13 protein-coding genes are annotated in these 16,637 nt (G+C 59.1%); 10 read left to right on the top strand and 3 right to left on the bottom strand.

Features of this window, described 5'->3' with window-relative positions; all coding sequences use genetic code 11:
* Positions 1-258 precede the first annotated feature (258 nt).
* The 8 genes from AC30D7_RS06885 to AC30D7_RS06850 all read left to right on the top strand — a co-directional run bounded on the left by AC30D7_RS06885 (position 259) and on the right by AC30D7_RS06850 (position 11,035).
* On the top strand, positions 259-1,884 hold the full coding sequence (locus AC30D7_RS06885; protein ID WP_490133532.1) for an ABC transporter substrate-binding protein: 1,626 nt from the start codon (positions 259-261) through the stop codon (positions 1,882-1,884).
* A gap of 304 nt (positions 1,885-2,188) precedes the next feature.
* A complete protein-coding gene (locus AC30D7_RS06880; RefSeq protein ID WP_490133531.1) occupies positions 2,189-3,790 on the top strand; it encodes an ABC transporter substrate-binding protein in 1,602 nt (533 codons plus the stop codon).
* 172 nt (positions 3,791-3,962) lie between these two features.
* A complete protein-coding gene (locus AC30D7_RS06875) occupies positions 3,963-5,396 on the top strand; it encodes an OprD family porin (protein ID WP_018929518.1) in 1,434 nt (477 codons plus the stop codon).
* 77 nt (positions 5,397-5,473) lie between these two features.
* Positions 5,474-7,069, top strand: coding sequence for an ABC transporter substrate-binding protein (locus AC30D7_RS06870; protein ID WP_490133530.1), 1,596 nt, complete (start codon positions 5,474-5,476; stop codon positions 7,067-7,069).
* 73 nt (positions 7,070-7,142) lie between these two features.
* The gene (locus AC30D7_RS06865; protein ID WP_477813771.1) at positions 7,143-8,153 is read left to right on the top strand and encodes an ABC transporter permease subunit; all 1,011 of its coding nucleotides are present in this window, start codon (positions 7,143-7,145) and stop codon (positions 8,151-8,153) included.
* 11 nt (positions 8,154-8,164) lie between these two features.
* A complete protein-coding gene (locus tag AC30D7_RS06860) occupies positions 8,165-9,076 on the top strand; it encodes an ABC transporter permease subunit (RefSeq protein ID WP_490133529.1) in 912 nt (303 codons plus the stop codon).
* A gap of 10 nt (positions 9,077-9,086) precedes the next feature.
* Complete coding sequence (locus AC30D7_RS06855) at positions 9,087-10,055, top strand: ABC transporter ATP-binding protein (RefSeq protein WP_019582426.1); 969 nt, start codon at positions 9,087-9,089, stop codon at positions 10,053-10,055.
* Positions 10,055-11,035: a peptide ABC transporter ATP-binding protein gene (locus AC30D7_RS06850; RefSeq protein ID WP_253416812.1), complete on the top strand. Its 981-nt coding sequence runs from the start codon at positions 10,055-10,057 to the stop codon at positions 11,033-11,035. The genes AC30D7_RS06855 and AC30D7_RS06850 overlap by 1 nt, the downstream gene beginning before the upstream one ends.
* Positions 11,036-11,216: 181 nt before the next feature.
* Here AC30D7_RS06850 and AC30D7_RS06845 read toward each other — a convergent pair whose 3' ends face one another.
* From AC30D7_RS06845 to AC30D7_RS06835, 3 genes are all read right to left on the bottom strand, one after another.
* Positions 11,217-11,435 (bottom strand): hypothetical protein, encoded by a 219-nt coding sequence (locus AC30D7_RS06845; protein ID WP_490133528.1) that lies wholly within the window; start codon positions 11,433-11,435, stop codon positions 11,217-11,219.
* A 146-nt stretch (positions 11,436-11,581) separates the two neighbouring features.
* The gene (locus AC30D7_RS06840) at positions 11,582-12,820 is read right to left on the bottom strand and encodes an MFS transporter (RefSeq protein WP_490133527.1); all 1,239 of its coding nucleotides are present in this window, start codon (positions 12,818-12,820) and stop codon (positions 11,582-11,584) included.
* A 214-nt stretch (positions 12,821-13,034) separates the two neighbouring features.
* Positions 13,035-14,618, bottom strand: a complete 1,584-nt coding sequence (locus AC30D7_RS06835) for a peptide chain release factor 3 (protein WP_018929512.1) — start codon at positions 14,616-14,618, stop codon at positions 13,035-13,037.
* A gap of 362 nt (positions 14,619-14,980) precedes the next feature.
* On the opposite strand from AC30D7_RS06835, the gene AC30D7_RS06830 reads away from it, so the two are divergent.
* Positions 14,981-15,697: an ABC transporter permease gene (locus tag AC30D7_RS06830; protein WP_490133526.1), complete on the top strand. Its 717-nt coding sequence runs from the start codon at positions 14,981-14,983 to the stop codon at positions 15,695-15,697.
* 20 nt (positions 15,698-15,717) lie between these two features.
* Positions 15,718-16,620 (top strand): glycine betaine ABC transporter substrate-binding protein, encoded by a 903-nt coding sequence (locus AC30D7_RS06825; protein ID WP_490133525.1) that lies wholly within the window; start codon positions 15,718-15,720, stop codon positions 16,618-16,620.
* The last annotated feature ends 17 nt before the right edge of the window (positions 16,621-16,637 follow it).

The raw sequence follows: 16,637 nt of genomic DNA, 5'->3' as shown, positions 1-16,637 counted from the left end.
CACCGGGCTCCAACCGGGTGCGTAAAACGCCCCGGTCGCCCCTTATCGGTGCACGACTTGCACCGTAAAAAACCTGCGCAAACGGTCAAATGCGTCAGCTTTTATACATATGCGACATTAAGGTACGTTCGTGCCACTCTTTAAGACTTGTGGCCATTCAGGATCTTGCATTGGGTACGGCCCCTGCATAAGTATCCGCAGGTCGACTCACGAGGTCGTCCTCTAATTCCAAAAATGACAACAAATCATGAGGCCACCATGCTTAAACACGCGGTCATTCCGTTTTTAGTCGGCGCAAGCCTGTTAGCCAGCGCACCTTTCGCCCAAGCGGCAACTAATCTGGTGTTCTGCTCCGAAGGGAGCCCGGCCGGTTTCGACCCAGGTCAGTACACCACCGGAACCGACTTCGACGCCTCTGCAGAAACCATGTTCAACCGCCTGACCCAGTTCGAGCGCGGCGGCACCGCCGTGATTCCTGGCCTGGCGACCAAGTGGGACATTTCCAGTGACGGCCTGACTTACACTTTCCACCTGCGTGAAGGCGTCAAGTTCCACACCACCCCGTATTTCAAGCCGACGCGTGAGTTCAACGCCGACGACGTGCTGTTCACCTTCAATCGCATGATTAACAAGGATGACCCGTTCCGTAAGGCGTACCCGACCGAATTCCCGTACTTCACCGACATGGGGATGGACACCAACATCACCAAGATCGATAAAGTCGACGACCACACCGTCAAGTTCACCCTCAAAGATGTAGACGCCGCGTTCATCCAGAACATGGCCATGAGCTTCGCCTCGATCCAGTCCGCCGAGTACGCTGCCCAGCTGCTCAAGGAAGGCAAGGCTGCCGACATCAACCAGAAGCCGATCGGCACCGGCCCGTTCGTGTTCAAGAGCTACCAGAAAGACTCCAACATCCGTTACACCGGGAACAAGGACTACTGGAAGCCTGACGACGTGAAGATCGACAACCTGATCTTCGCCATCACCACCGACCCGTCGGTACGTATCCAGAAGCTGAAGAAGAACGAGTGCCAGGTCACTCTGTTCCCGCGTCCAGCCGACCTGAAGGCGCTCAAAGAAGATAAAACTTTGAAGATGCCTGAGCAGGCTGGTTTCAACCTGGGCTACATCGCCTACAACGTGATGGACAAGGTAAAGGGCAGCAACGAACCGAACCCGCTGGCCGACCTGCGCGTTCGTCAGGCGCTGGACATGGCCGTCAACAAGCCGCAGATCATCGACTCGGTTTATCAGGGCGCAGGCCAACTGGCCGTCAACGCCATGCCGCCGACCCAATGGTCCTACGACACCACCATCAAGGATGCCAAGTACGATCCTGAGAAAGCCAAGGCACTGCTCAAGGAAGCCGGCGTCAAGGAAGGCACCGAAATCGTTCTGTGGGCGATGCCGGTACAGCGTCCGTACAACCCGAACGCCAAGCTGATGGCTGAAATGCTGCAGTCCGACTGGAAGAAGATCGGCCTGAACGTGAAGATCACCAGCTACGAATGGGGCGAGTACATCAAGCGCTCCAAAGGCGGCGAGAACCAGGCGATGATCATCGGCTGGAGCGGCGACAATGGTGACCCGGACAACTGGCTCAACGTGCTGTTCGGCTGCGACTCGCTGAGTGGCAACAACTTCTCCAAATGGTGCGACAAGAAATTCGACGGCCTCGTCAAGGAAGCCAAACGCACCACCGATCAGGCCAAGCGCACCGAACTGTACAAACAGGCGCAACACGTCCTCAAAGATGCTGTTCCAATGACACCTATCGCTCACTCGACGGTGTTCCAACCCATGCGCGCCAACGTGCAGGACTTCAAGATCAGCCCATTTGGCTTGAACTCCTTCTACGGCGTCAGCGTCAGCAAATAAGAACAGGCAGCGTCGACGTATTCAGCGTCGACGCTGCTTTTTTCTGCCGAGAAGATAGGAATTTGCCTACATCCAAATCCGCTGCCTGACGCAGCCAGGGGTTAGGACGCGTTGCCTTTTCCTACGAGTCTTTAGGACTCAGCGCATTTACTGCCAGACCCACGGCCCCTACCGTCGGGTTCTGACCAGTGACTGCGTGGGCTATCGGTTTGCTGCCCGTATTGGTTTGAGCTCAATGCAGCCACCACGTCCCCGGACGGGATCGCGGCGCATTGAATAACACTACAAAAAGAGAGGGAGCGTCATGCGCCATACCTTGGTTTTATCCACATTGCTGGGCACCGGCCTGCTGGCCGCCACTTCCATCAGCCAGGCCGCCAATAACAGCCTGGTGTTCTGCTCCGAAGGCAGCCCCGCCGGTTTCGACACCGCGCAGTACACCACTGCGACCGATAACGACGCCGCCGAGCCGCTGTACAACCGTTTGGCAGAGTTTGAAAAAGGCGCCACCAATGTCGTGCCAGGCCTGGCAACCCGCTGGGATATTTCCGAGGACGGCCTCAAGTACACGTTCCATCTGCGCGAGGGGGTGAAATTTCACACGACCAAATACTTCACGCCGACCCGCGATTTCAACGCCGACGACGTGCTGTTCACGTTTAATCGCATGCTCGATCCGCAGCACCCGTTCCGTAAGGCTTATCCGACCGAGTTTCCGTATTTCAACGGGATGAGCCTGAACAAGAATATTGCCAAGGTCGAAAAGACCGGGCCGCTGACCGTGGTGATGACGCTCAACAACGTCGATGCCGCGTTCATCCAGAACATCGCCATGAGCTTCGCCGCCATCCTTTCGGCCGAATACGCCGACCAGTTGCTGGCGGCCGGCAAGCCGAGCGAGATCAACCAGAAGCCGATCGGTACCGGGCCGTTCGTGTTCAAGAGCTACCAGAAAGACTCCAACATCCGTTACAGCGGCAACAAGCAGTACTGGGACCCGAGCCGGGTCAAGCTCGACAACCTGATTTTCGCCATCAATACCGACGCCTCGGTGCGCGTGCAAAAGCTCAAGGCCAATGAATGCCAGATCACCCTGCACCCGCGCCCCGCCGACGTAACCGCACTGAAGAATGATCCGAAACTGCAGCTGATCGAGAAACCCGGCTTCAACCTTGGTTACATCGCCTATAACGTCCGGCACAAACCTTTCGACCAGCTCGAAGTGCGCCAGGCGCTGGACATGGCGGTGAACAAGCAAGGCATTCTCAACGCCGTCTATCAAGGCGCCGGTCAACTGGCGGTCAATGCCATGCCACCGACCCAGTGGTCCTATGACGACACCATAAAAGACGCCACCTACAACCCGGAAAGAGCCAAGGAACTGCTCAAGGCCGCCGGCGTGAAGGAAGGCACCGAAATCACCCTCTGGGCCATGCCGGTCCAGCGTCCGTACAACCCCAACGCCAAGCTGATGGCCGAAATGCTCCAGGCGGACTGGGCGAAGATCGGCCTCAAGGTCAAGATCGTCAGCTACGAATGGGGCGAGTACATCAAGCGCACCAAGAACGGCGAGCACGACATCAGCCTGATCGGCTGGACCGGTGACAACGGCGACCCGGACAACTGGCTCGGCACGCTGTACAGCTGCGACGCCATTGGCGGCAATAACTACTCCATGTGGTGTGATCCGACCTACGACAAGCTGATCAAGCAGGCCAAGGTCGTCACCGATCGCGACCAGCGCACCGTGCTCTACAAACAGGCGCAGCAGTACCTCAAGCAGCAGGTGCCGATCACGCCGGTCGCCCACTCGACGGTCAACCAGCCGTTGAGCGCCAAAGTCGAAGGGTTCAAGGTCAGCCCCTTCGGTCGCAACGTGTTCTCGGGCGTCAGTATCGACCAATAACCAATTAGCCAGAAACGCCGGGGGGCGGATTGCGCCCTCACGCAAGCGTATTGCCGTAATTCGTCAAATCGGCCTGCAGCAAACGTTTGCGAAGCCTGAATGAGTTCTAAACCAAATAGCCGGATCACCAAAAAAGACCGGCATTAAAAAAAGAAAGTAAGGAGCTTCACACATGAAACTGAGCAGCACCGCGTTATTGGCCTTGGCCATCAGCAGCGTGACCGCCACGGCTTACGCAGAATCCCAGAGCCAGGCGTTCACGCCGGTTACCGTTAATGAGAAAAGTGCTCAGAGTGAAGCCACTGGCTTCGTCGAAGGGCAGTCGATCACCGGTAGCACGCGTAACTGGTATGCCAACGAGCAACTGAAACGTGGCGGCACGTTCAGCTACAAGAAAGACGGTGTATCAACCCCGACTGATCGTCGTATCAACTGGGTTCAGGGCACCATCCTCAAGTACAACTCCGGCTTCACTCAAGGCACCGTAGGTTTCAGCACCGAAGTGGCGGCCTACAACGCCATCGCTCTGGATCGTGATCGCAAGGATCTGGCGTCCAACAACGGCGGCGCACCGGGAACCCGTCCTGGCGCGGGCAACAACCGTACCCTGACCGAAGAAGGTGGCGACGCCGTCGGCCAGTGGAGCAAACTGGGCCTGGCCAACGTCAAGGCCCGTGTCTCCAACACTACCCTGACCGCTGGCCGCATGAACTTCAGCAGCCCGATGGTCGATGTCATCGGTAACCGTGCGCTGCCTTCGAGCTTCGAAGGTGTGGCCATCCACAGCGAAGAGCTGAACAACCTGGCTTTCGACCTGGCCACCTTCGATCGCAACTCTCCGCGTACCGAAGAAAGCCAGCGTAAATTCCGCACCGAATACGCCAACGGCATCGTTGAAACCGATCACATCTACACCGGCGGTATCACCTACACCCCATTCGCCAGCCTGACCACCAGCCTCTGGGCGACCCAGGCCGAAGACATCTGGAACCAGTACTACTTCGGCGCCAGTCATGTGCTGGGCGACAGCCAGGTCCTGAGCCTGACCACCGGCCTGAACTACTACAAAACCCAGGAAGAAGGTAAAGCCCTCATAGGCAAAATCGACAACGACACCTACTCCCTGTCGTTCGGCCTGACCCACCAGGCCCACAGCCTGACCTTCTCCTACCAGGAAGTGAACGGTAACGAGTACTTCGACTACCTGCACGAAACCAACGGCATCTACCTGGCCAACTCCCTGCTGTCGGACTTCAACGGCCCGAACGAGAAGTCCTTCCAGATTGCCTACGGTCTGAACATGGCCGAATACGGCGTGCCAGGTCTGAAGTTCAACATCTACCAGGCACGTGGCTGGGGCATCGACGGTACTCACTACACCGGCAATGAAGGCGTAGCAGGCAAGGGTTACGACGGTATCCAGGCCCAGGATGGCGAAACCCATTACGAATACGGTATCGGTGCGACCTACGCCCTGCAGAGCGGCCCGCTGAAGGCCACCACTGTTCGCGCAACCTACACCGCGCACCGTGCCAGCGAAAACCAGGCGGATGGCAGCATCAACGAGTTCCGTCTCGTGACCACCATCCCGTTCAACATTTTGTAAAACGCACGCCGGCGGCTGACTCATGACGAGTCGGCCGTTCGGTTTTTTCCTGTTCAACCGATTGCAGAGGGTTCTTGATGAAAATGCTTCCCCTACGAGCGGCCATCGCTGCCGCATTGCTGAGTGTCGCTGTTGGCGTCTCGGCCAAACCCTTGGTGGTCTGCACCGAAGCCAGCCCGGAAGGCTTCGATATGGTCCAGTACACGACTGCAGTCACAGCCGACGCAGTGGCTGAAACCATCTTCAATCGCCTGGCGGACTTCAAGCCCGGCACCACTGAAGTGATTCCGGCGCTGGCCGAATCCTGGGACATCAGTGAAGACGGCCTGACCTACACGTTCCACCTGCGCAAAGGCGTCAAGTTTCACACCACCGATTACTTCAAGCCGACCCGCGACATGAATGCCGACGACGTGGTCTGGAGCTTCCAGCGTCAGCTGGACCCGAATCACCCATGGCACAAGCTGTCGAGCGTGGGCTTCCCGTACTTTGAGAGCATGGGCTTCAAGGAACTGCTCAAAAGCGTAGAAAAAGTCGACGACAACACGGTCAAGTTCACCCTGACCCGCCGCGAAGCGCCGTTCCTGGCCGACATCGCCATGGCCTTCTCCTCGATCTACTCCGCCGAGTACGCCGATCAACTGCTCAAAGCCAACAAGACCGGCGACCTGAACAACAAACCGGTCGGCACCGGCCCGTTCATCTTCCAGCGTTACGCCAAGGACGCCCAGGTGCGTTTCAAGGCCAACCCGGACTACTTCCGTGGCAAGCCACCGGCTGATGCGCTGGTCCTGGCGATTGCCACCGACAACAACGTGCGCCTGCAAAAGCTCAAGGCCAACGAGTGCCAGATCGCGCTGTATCCAAAACCGGATGACATCCCGAGCATCAAGAAAGACACCAACCTGAAGGTTGATGAGCTGAACGCGATGACCGTCTCCTATGTCGCCATGAACACCTCCCGCAAGTACATGAGCGACGTGCGGGTGCGCAAAGCCATCGACATCGCGTTCGACAAAGAGGCCTATGTCAATGCGCTGTTCGGCAAGGGCAATGCGACGGTGGCGGTCAACCCGTACCCGGACACCCTGCTGGGCTACAACCATAAACTGACCAACCCGCCTCGCGACCTCGACAAGGCTCGTGCCCTGCTCAAGGAAGCCGGTGTGCCGGATGGCACCGTGTTCACCCTGTTCACCCGTAACGGCGGTGGCCCGACCAACCCTAATCCGATGCTCGGCGCACAAATGATGCAGGCAGATCTGGCCAAGGTCGGCATCAAGGTCGATATTCGTGTCATGGAATGGGGCGAAATGCTCAAGCGCGCGAAGAACGGCGAGCACGATATGGTGTCCGCCGGTTGGGCAGGCGATAACGGCGACCCGGATAACTTCCTGACGCCTATGCTCAGTTGTGAGGCCGCCAAGAACGGCGAAAACTACGCTCGCTGGTGCAATGAAAAGTTCCAGGCGCTGATCGACGAAGCACGGGCCAAAGTGAACCCGGCTGAACGCACGGCGCTCTACGAACAGGCCCAGGACGTTTTCAATCAGGACCAGCCATGGATCAGCATGGCGCACACCCGCATGTTCACTGCAATGCGCACCAACGTAGAGGGCTATCACATTAGCCCCCTCACCACTAACAACTTCGCCACCACCCAGGTGAAGTAGATAAGAAACGCCCGGCCTCGCTGACCCCAGCGAGGCTGGGCACGCCTAACCGGCTGATGAGGTACCACACAAGATGTTTAGTTTTATTGCCCGCCGATTGGGGTTACTGATCCCCACGTTCTTCGGCATCACCTTGCTGACTTTCGCGTTGATCCGCATGATTCCTGGCGACCCCGTGGAAGTGATGATGGGCGAACGTCGGGTCGACCCCGAAATGCATGCTCAGGCAATGGAACGCCTAGGTCTGAACAAACCGCTGTATGCCCAATACCTGGATTACATTGGCAAACTGGCCCACGGCGATCTCGGCGAATCCTTGCGTACCCGTGAAAGCGTCTGGACCGAGTTCAGCTCTCTATTCCCCGCGACCCTGGAACTGGCCTCGGCCGCCATGTTGTTCGCCGGCATCCTGGGCCTTCTGGCCGGGGTGATCGCGGCACTCAAGCGAGGGTCCCTGTTCGACCATGGGGTAATGGGTGTCTCCCTGGCGGGATACTCGATGCCGATCTTCTGGTGGGGCCTGATCCTGATCATGTTCTTCTCGGTGAGCCTGGGCTGGACCCCGGTATCCGGGCGGATCGACCTGCTCTACGACATCGAGCCACGCACCGGCTTCATGCTCATCGATACGTTGCTGGCCGATGACGTCGGAGCGTTCTTCGATGCCCTGCATCACCTGATCCTGCCAGCCATCGTGCTCGGCACCATCCCGCTCGCGGTGATTGCGCGGATGACCCGTTCCTCGATGCTCGAAGTGCTGCGTGAAGACTACATCCGTACCGCCCGCGCCAAAGGCCTGTCGCCGGCGCGCGTGGTGTTCGTGCATGGCCTGCGCAATGCGCTGATTCCGGTACTGACGGTGGTCGGCCTGCAAGTCGGCACGCTGCTGGCCGGCGCGGTCCTGACCGAAACCATCTTTTCCTGGCCCGGCATCGGCAAATGGCTGATCGAAGCCATTGGCGCACGGGACTATCCCGTGGTGCAAAACGGCATCCTGTTAATCGCCTGCCTGGTGATTCTGGTCAACTTCGTAGTGGACATCCTCTACGGCTTTGCCAACCCACGCATCCGTCATCAGCGCTGAGATCAATGACCATGACCACTCTCACTACACCGGTAGCAGTCGATCAAAGCCTGCTGTATCCGTCGCCCTACAAAGAATTCTGGCACGCGTTCTCCAGGAACAAAGGCGCCGTCGCCGGCCTGATGTTCATGCTGCTGGTGATTTTCTGCGCGATCTTCGCCCCATGGGTCGCACCGCATAACCCGAGCGAACAGTACCGTGACTTCCTGCTGACCCCGCCGTCCTGGCTGGAAAACGGGCAGTTCCAGTTCCTGCTGGGGACCGATGAACTCGGTCGCGACCTGCTGTCGCGCTTGATCCACGGTTCACGCCTGTCCTTGATGATCGGCCTGTCGTCGGTGGTGATGTCGCTGATCCCGGGCATCCTGCTGGGGTTGTTCGCCGGGTTCTTCCCGCGCGTGCTCGGCCCGACCATCATGCGCCTGATGGACGTCATGCTGGCCCTGCCGTCCCTGCTGCTGGCCGTGGCGATCGTCGCCATCCTCGGCCCTGGCCTGATCAACACCGTGATCGCGATCGCCGTGGTGTCTCTGCCGTCCTATGTTCGTCTGACCCGTGCCGCGGTAATGGGCGAACTGAACCGCGACTACGTGACCGCCGCGCGCCTGGCCGGTGCCGGTCTGCCACGCCTGATGTTCATCACCGTGCTGCCCAACTGCATGGCGCCGCTGATCGTTCAGGCCACCCTGAGCTTTTCCTCGGCGATTCTCGATGCCGCGGCACTGGGCTTCCTCGGCCTTGGCGTACAACCGCCAACCCCTGAGTGGGGCACCATGCTGGCTTCGGCTCGCGACTACATCGAACGCGCCTGGTGGGTGGTGAGCTTGCCTGGTTTGACCATTTTGCTCAGCGTGCTGGCAATCAACTTGATGGGTGACGGCCTGCGCGATGCGCTGGACCCGAAACTCAAGAACGCCGCCTGAGGAGATTCAAATGTCACTGTTAGAAATCAAGAATCTCAACGTTCGCTTCGGCGACGCCAACGCCGTTCCGGTGGTCGACGGTCTCGACATTACCGTGGAAAAAGGCGAAGTGCTGGCCATCGTCGGCGAATCGGGTTCCGGCAAGTCCGTGACCATGATGGCGCTGATGGGCCTGATCGAGCATCCGGGGATCGTCACCGCCGACGCCCTGAATTTCGACGGCAAGAACATGCTCGCGCTCAGCAACCGTCAGCGTCGGCAAATCGTCGGCAAAGACCTGGCCATGGTCTTCCAGGACCCGATGACCGCGCTGAACCCGAGCTATACCGTGGGCTTCCAAATCGAAGAAGTGCTGCGTCTGCACCTGAAAATGTCCGGCAAGCAAGCCCGCGCTCGCGCCATCGAACTGCTGGAAAAAGTGGAAATCCCAGGCGCCGCCAGCCGTATGGATGCCTACCCGCATCAACTCTCCGGCGGTATGAGCCAGCGTGTTGCAATCGCCATGGCGATTGCCGGCGAACCGAAACTGCTGATCGCCGACGAACCGACCACCGCGCTCGACGTCACGATCCAGGCGCAGATCATGGACCTGCTGCTGGCCCTGCAGAAAGAACAGAACATGGGCCTGGTGCTGATTACTCACGACCTCGCGGTCGTGGCCGAAACCGCCCAGCGTGTGTGCGTGATGTACGCCGGCCAAGCGGTTGAAGTCGGTCAGGTGCCACAACTGTTCGACATTCCGGCGCACCCCTACAGCGAAGCGCTGCTCAAGGCCATTCCAGAACACAGCCTGGGTGCTGCGCGCCTGTCGACGCTACCGGGCATTGTTCCCGGTCGTTACGACCGTCCGCAAGGTTGCCTGCTGTCGCCGCGCTGCCCGTACGTGCAAGACAACTGCCGCACCCAGCGTCCAGCCCTTGACCAGAAAAGCAACAGCCTCGCCCGCTGCTTCTACCCGTTGAACCAGGAGGTGGCGTAATGGCCGTCGTACTTACCGCCCGCAACCTGACCCGTCACTACGAAGTGTCCCGTGGCCTGTTCAAGGGCCATGCGACCGTGCGTGCCCTCAACGGTGTGTCGTTCGAACTGGAAGCCGGCAAGACCCTCGCTGTCGTGGGTGAGTCCGGTTGCGGCAAATCCACCCTGGCCCGTGCCCTGACGCTGATCGAAGAACCTTCCTCCGGCTCGTTGAAAATCGCCGGGCAGGAAGTCGCCGGCGCCGACAAGGCTCAGCGCAAGCAACTGCGCAAAGATGTGCAGATGGTGTTCCAGAGCCCTTACGCATCGCTGAACCCACGACAGAAAGTCGGTGATCAGCTTGCAGAGCCGCTGCTGATCAACACCAACCTCAGTGCCGCCGAACGTCGCGAGAAAGTCCAGGCGATGATGAAGCAGGTGGGCTTGCGTCCCGAGCACTACCAGCGCTATCCGCACATGTTCTCCGGCGGTCAGCGCCAACGGATCGCCCTGGCCCGCGCGATGATGCTGCAGCCGAAAGTGCTGGTGGCGGACGAACCGACCTCGGCGCTGGACGTGTCGATTCAGGCGCAGGTGCTCAACCTGTTCATGGATTTGCAGCAAGAGTTCAACACCGCCTACGTGTTCATCTCCCACAACCTGGCGGTGGTACGCCACGTTGCCGATCACGTGATGGTGATGTACCTCGGCCGTCCAGTGGAAATGGGCCCGAAAGAGGACATCTACACCCGTCCCCTGCACCCATACACCCAGGCGCTGTTGTCGGCGACGCCGACCATCCACCCGGATCCGGACAAGCCGAAAATCAAGATCGTCGGCGAACTGCCAAACCCGTTGAACCCGCCGTCCGGCTGCGCCTTCCACAAGCGTTGCCCGTACGCGACCGAGCGCTGTGCCATCGAAGAGCCGGCCCTGCGCCTGCTCGACACACGCCAAGTGGCTTGCCACTACGCCGAGCAGTTCCTGGACGGCGCGGCATAAAAAATGTGGGAGCGAGCCTGCTCGCGATTGCGCTGTGTCAGTCGGCATGAATGCAGACGGTCATGACGCTTTCGCGAGCAAGCACATTCCCACAGGGATATTTGACCTGTTCACCAACCTCTTCTGCCTCGATTGCGCATCAGTCAGGCAGACGGGGTTTTCTTTTGCCTGTCATTCAGGCTCAAGTGTCGTCTTCGTTGCTGTCGGAGTCGTCGGTGGTCGAGTCGTCTTCTTCCGAACTGCTCGATTCCGATGCGGCGAGCATCAGCTCGCTGTGCACGCCTTGCCCGCTCCAGGCCTGCTCATCATGATTCGTGCACTCCGCCCACGCCGCTGACGTGCCGAGGGATAGCATCACCAAAACCTTCAGCAGCAACACAATGCGTTGAATAATGCTCATAGCCGATTCCATCCTTTCTTGGGTGAAGCATGGGTGCCGGAATGGCGCAGAGAGAAATTTAGCGCGATTCTCCAGGCAGGACGCTAACGAAGGTCGGGAAATGCCGCGAGAAGGGAGATTGGTTTCGAATAATGCCTATAACCAGATCAACTAAGTGATGCGGGCTCGCTGCGCACGGAAGGAAGAACCCTTTTATGCCCGGACAATCGAGTCGCTTGATAAACCAGCGGTATGGAGAACATCGCCAGCGCCGCGCTTGCGAACCAAACGCTATGCCCGCCGAAATGGCCATACAGCTGGCCACCCAGCACGGGAGAAACCAACGCACTCGCACTCCAGCTCATGAAGAAGAGCCCAAAGTACTGGCCGCTTTTTCCGGCCTGGGCATGCTGCATCACCAACACATTCAGCGGCGGCATGAACAGCGCCTCACCCAGCGTCCAGATCACCGTCGTCAGGCAGGCGTAAAACAGCCCGGAACCCAGTGGCAACATGCCCAGCCCGACCGCCAGCATCAAACACCCCGCCACCAGTTGCCGTCGCACGCCCCACCGCTCCCCCCAATGGGACAGTGGAATTTGCAGCAACACCACCAGCGTCGCATTGAGACCGAACTGCCAGCCAATGGCTTCGGTGCTCAACCGATAGTAATCACGTAGATAGTTGCCCAACATGCTGTAGACCGTATCGAACGCCATTCCAAGCAGGACCGCTGCGGCTAACAACCAGAGGAATGGTTTGTCGCGATGCGGTACACCCGAACCCGCCTCTGCATCAGGCGTTTCGTCAGCCGTCAGCACCGGTCGACGCCATGTCGTTCGGACAAACCAGAGCAATGCCAGCAAGGTCATGGCCGCGCTGACGAAAAATACCCAGCGAAAACCGGATTGTGCCAACACCCCGCCCAATACCCCGGCAACGGCCATCCCGAGGTTTCTGGCGACACGGCTCAAAGCCTGCGCACGCGAACGCTGTGCAACTTCGCAATACTCCATGATCAGCCGCTGATGCAGTGTACGAATCGCCCCGTCGAGGATTCCACTGAGCAACAGCAGGCCGGCCAGCAGTGGCACTTGCGTGATCAGCCCCAGCAAAACCAGAACCCACACCGAGACAAAAAACAGTGCAGCGGTCAGCCGCGCCGTGCGGACATGATCGCTCAGCCATCCGCCCAGCATCGACCCGACCAGCAAGCCCGCGCCATAAGCGGATAACAGCCAGCCGACGGTTTCAATCGCCAGCCCCAGCTCCTGGCGCAGGTACAACGCCATGAACAGCTTGACCATGCTGCTCAGACGATTGATGAACAGCAGCGCCGCCAGCACCCAGGCCATGGTGCTGAAATAGCCGTCCCGCCGCAGCAGGTGAATCAGCCTATGGGGCATTCCATTGATCCTTGAAAAGGCCACGTGCGTGAGCTTCGAACACTAGACGTCAGGGATCAGGTTGTCGCGGGCAAAAACACCGAATATGCAAAACAGGAGGCAAGCCACAGGCGAACTGGAAAAAGCCTACATGGGACATGGTGCGGCTCGCCGCCCGGACAATAAAAAGCCCCGAGGCTCGCGCATCGGGGCTTTGGGGTTTGCAACTCAGCGCTTAGTGATGCTCACGCGTTGCACGGAATTTCACGTCCGGCCAACGCTCTTCCATCAGCGCCAGGTTGACCCGGGTCGGGGCCAGGTAGGTCAGGTGACCGCCGCCGTCGAGGGCGAGGTTTTCCACGGCCTTGTTGGTGAATTCCTCAAGTTTCTTCTTGTCGCCAGATTCGATCCAGCGCGCGGAATACACGGTGATCGGCTCGTAGGAGCACTCGACCTTGTATTCCTCTTTCAAACGGCTGGCGACCACATCGAACTGCAGCACACCGACGGCGCCGAGAATGATGTCGTTGCTGCGCTCGGGGAAGAACACCTGGGTGGCGCCTTCTTCGGCGAGTTGCTGCAAGCCCTGGCGCAGTTGCTTGGATTTCAGTGGATCGCGCAGGCGTACGCGGCGGAACAGTTCCGGGGCGAAGTGCGGGATGCCGGTGAAACCCAGGGCTTCGCCTTCGGTGAAGGTGTCGCCGATCTGGATGGTGCCGTGGTTGTGCAGGCCGATGATGTCGCCGGCGAACGCTTCTTCCAGTTGCTCACGCTCGGAGGAGAAGAAGGTCAGCGCGTCGCCGATCCGCACGTCCTTGCCGGTGCGCACATGGCGCATCTTCATGCCTTTTTCGTACTTGCCGGAGCAAATGCGCATGAAGGCGATGCGGTCGCGGTGTTTGGGGTCCATGTTCGCCTGGATCTTGAACACGAAACCACTGAACTTCTCTTCCACTGGTTCAACGGTACGCTCGTTGGCGACACGGGCCAGTGGTTGCGGTGCCCAGTCGACCACAGCGTCGAGCACGTGATCGACACCGAAGTTACCCAGCGCGGTACCGAAGAACACCGGGGTCAGTTGGCCGTCGAGGAATTCCTGTTGATTGAATTCGTGGCAGGCGCCCTGCACCAGTTCCAGCTGCTCGATGAAACGCTCGTACTCGTCACCCAAGTGCGCGCGCGCTTCATCGGAATCGAGCTTCTCGATGATTTTGGTTTCGGTGCGCTCATGACCGTGGCCGGCGGTGTAGACAATGATGTAATCGTCGGCGAGGTGATAAACACCCTTGAAGTCGCGGTAGCAACCGATCGGCCAGGTAATCGGCGCGGCCTTGATCTTCAGGACCGCTTCGATTTCGTCGAGCAGTTCGATCGGGTCGCGGATGTCACGGTCGAGTTTGTTGATGAAGCTGACGATCGGCGTGTCACGCAGACGGCAGACGTCCATCAGCGCGATGGTGCGTGGCTCTACACCCTTACCGCCGTCGAGGACCATCAATGCCGAGTCCACCGCAGTCAGGGTGCGGTAGGTATCTTCGGAGAAGTCTTCGTGGCCCGGGGTGTCGAGCAGGTTGATCATGTGGTCGCGATACGGGAACTGCATGACCGACGTGGTAATGGAGATACCCCGTTGTTTTTCCATTTCCATCCAGTCGGAGGTGGCATGGCGGTCGGATTTGCGAGACTTCACCGTGCCGGCAACCGCAATCGCCTTGCCCATCAGCAAGAGCTTCTCGGTGATGGTGGTCTTACCGGCATCGGGGTGGGAAATAATGGCGAAAGTGCGGCGTTTCGCGACTTCGGCGGCCTGTTTGGTCATGGGAAATCGCCTGGCGGTGATTCAAAAAAGGGCGGCGAGTATAGCTTAAAAAGTGATCTACGGACCACCACGCACAGGAGCTGCCGATGGCCGTAATCAGCGCGGCCAGCCCCTTCCTGGTGGCTAAATGCTGCTGATTATGGAACCTTTTAAACGCTGGAGACGTCCACTCCCCTGTTACGACCCATCGTCAGGGGCTGAAAAATCAGCAAGTTAGCCTGACGAGGCTGCGCTTATGGCTCGATTTCATGCCGTTTTTACCGGCACTGACAGAGCTGCTTATCGCGAACATTTTCTTCGGCAGCCAGCAATGGCATTGCCATACGAAGTGGTGTTCGCCGACTGAAAAAAGGAGTCCGCCTGTGGCTATCCGCTATGGCAAAGGGCTGACAGGAGGTGCGGTTGTCGTCGCCCTTCTGGCCCTGCTGGTCCACTGGATTGGCATCAACACCATCGAACAGTACCGCGACGATTTGCTGTTTTACCTGCAAGCTCATCTGATTCTTGTCCTCGCTTCCATGCTGGCCGCCCTCGTTGTGGGCATCCCCGCCGGTATCTTCTTGAGCCGCCCAACCCTGATTGGCCGTGCCGAACGCTTCATGCAGATCTTCAACATCGGCAACACCGTGCCGCCACTCGCCGTACTGGCCATCGCCCTGGGCATCCTCGGCATCGGCAGCGGTCCGGCAATCTTCGCTCTGTTCCTGGCCTCGCTGTTGCCGATCGTGCGCAACACCTATGAAGGGCTGAAAAACGTCCAGGGCTCGCTCAAGGAAGCCGCCGTCGGCATCGGTATGACCCCGACTCAGGTGCTGTGCCGGGTCGAATTGCCGAATGCCGTGCCGATCATCATCGGCGGCGTGCGCGTGGCGCTGGCGATCAACGTCGGGACCGCGCCGCTGGCGTTCCTGATTGGCGCCAACAGTCTGGGCAGCCTGATTTTCCCCGGCATTGCCCTGAACAATCAGCCGCAACTGCTGCTCGGCGCGGCCAGCACCGCCCTGCTGGCCTTGCTGCTCGACGGTCTGGTGACACTCGCCAGCCGCCTCTGGCTCGAACGCGGCCTGCGCCCGTCTTAAGCCTCGGCAAAGGAATTCTCATGAAGACATCAAGCTTTTTACTAGGCTGCGTTCTGCTGCTCGCAGGATTTACCCAAGCCGCTGAAAAACCGCTAATCCGCATCGGCGCCCGGGTGTTCACCGAACAAACCCTGCTCGCGGAAATCACTTCCCAATACCTGCGCACCAAGGGTTACGACACCCAAGTGACCGGTGGCCTGGGCAGCAATCTGGCCCGCAGTGCCCACGAAAGCGGCCAACTGGACATGCTCTGGGAATACACCGGTGTATCGCTGGTGGCTTACAACCATGTCACTGAAAAACTCGACAGCGCGCAGTCCTACGCCCGGGTGAAAGAGCTCGACGGAAAAAAAGGCCTGGTCTGGCTGACTCCGTCGAAATTCAGCAACACCTACGCCCTGGCCCTGCCGGAAAAAACCGCGAAGGCTTACCCGCAGATCAACACCATCAGCCAGTTGAACGAGGTGTTGCAAGCCGAGGCGAAGACTAATCACCTCGTCGCGCTAGACACCGAATTCGCCAACCGTTCCGACGGTTTGGGCGGCATGGTCGACCGCTATGGCATGAACCTGACCCGCAACAACATTCGCCAGATGGATGCCGGGCTGGTCTACACCGCCCTGCGCAACGGCCAGGTGTTCGCCGGCCTGGTCTACACCACCGACGGTCGCTTGAACGCCTTCAAACTCAAGTTGCTTGAAGACGACAAGCATTACTTCCCCGACTACACCGCCGCGCCGGTGGTGCGCCAGGCCTACCTCGATGCCCACCCGAAACTCGCCGAAGAGCTCAAGCCACTGGCCGAACTGTTCGACGACGCCACCATGCGCCAGCTCAACGCACGGGTCGATGTCGATCACGAAAGCCCTTCATCCGTTGCCGCCGATTTCCTGCGCCAGCATCCACTGCTGTCTGTTCAATAAGGCAGAGGAGAAAAAGA

It is taken from the genome of Pseudomonas sp. DF5 (genome assembly GCF_058148225.1).
This window is presented reverse-complemented; position numbering and strand designations above follow the sequence as displayed.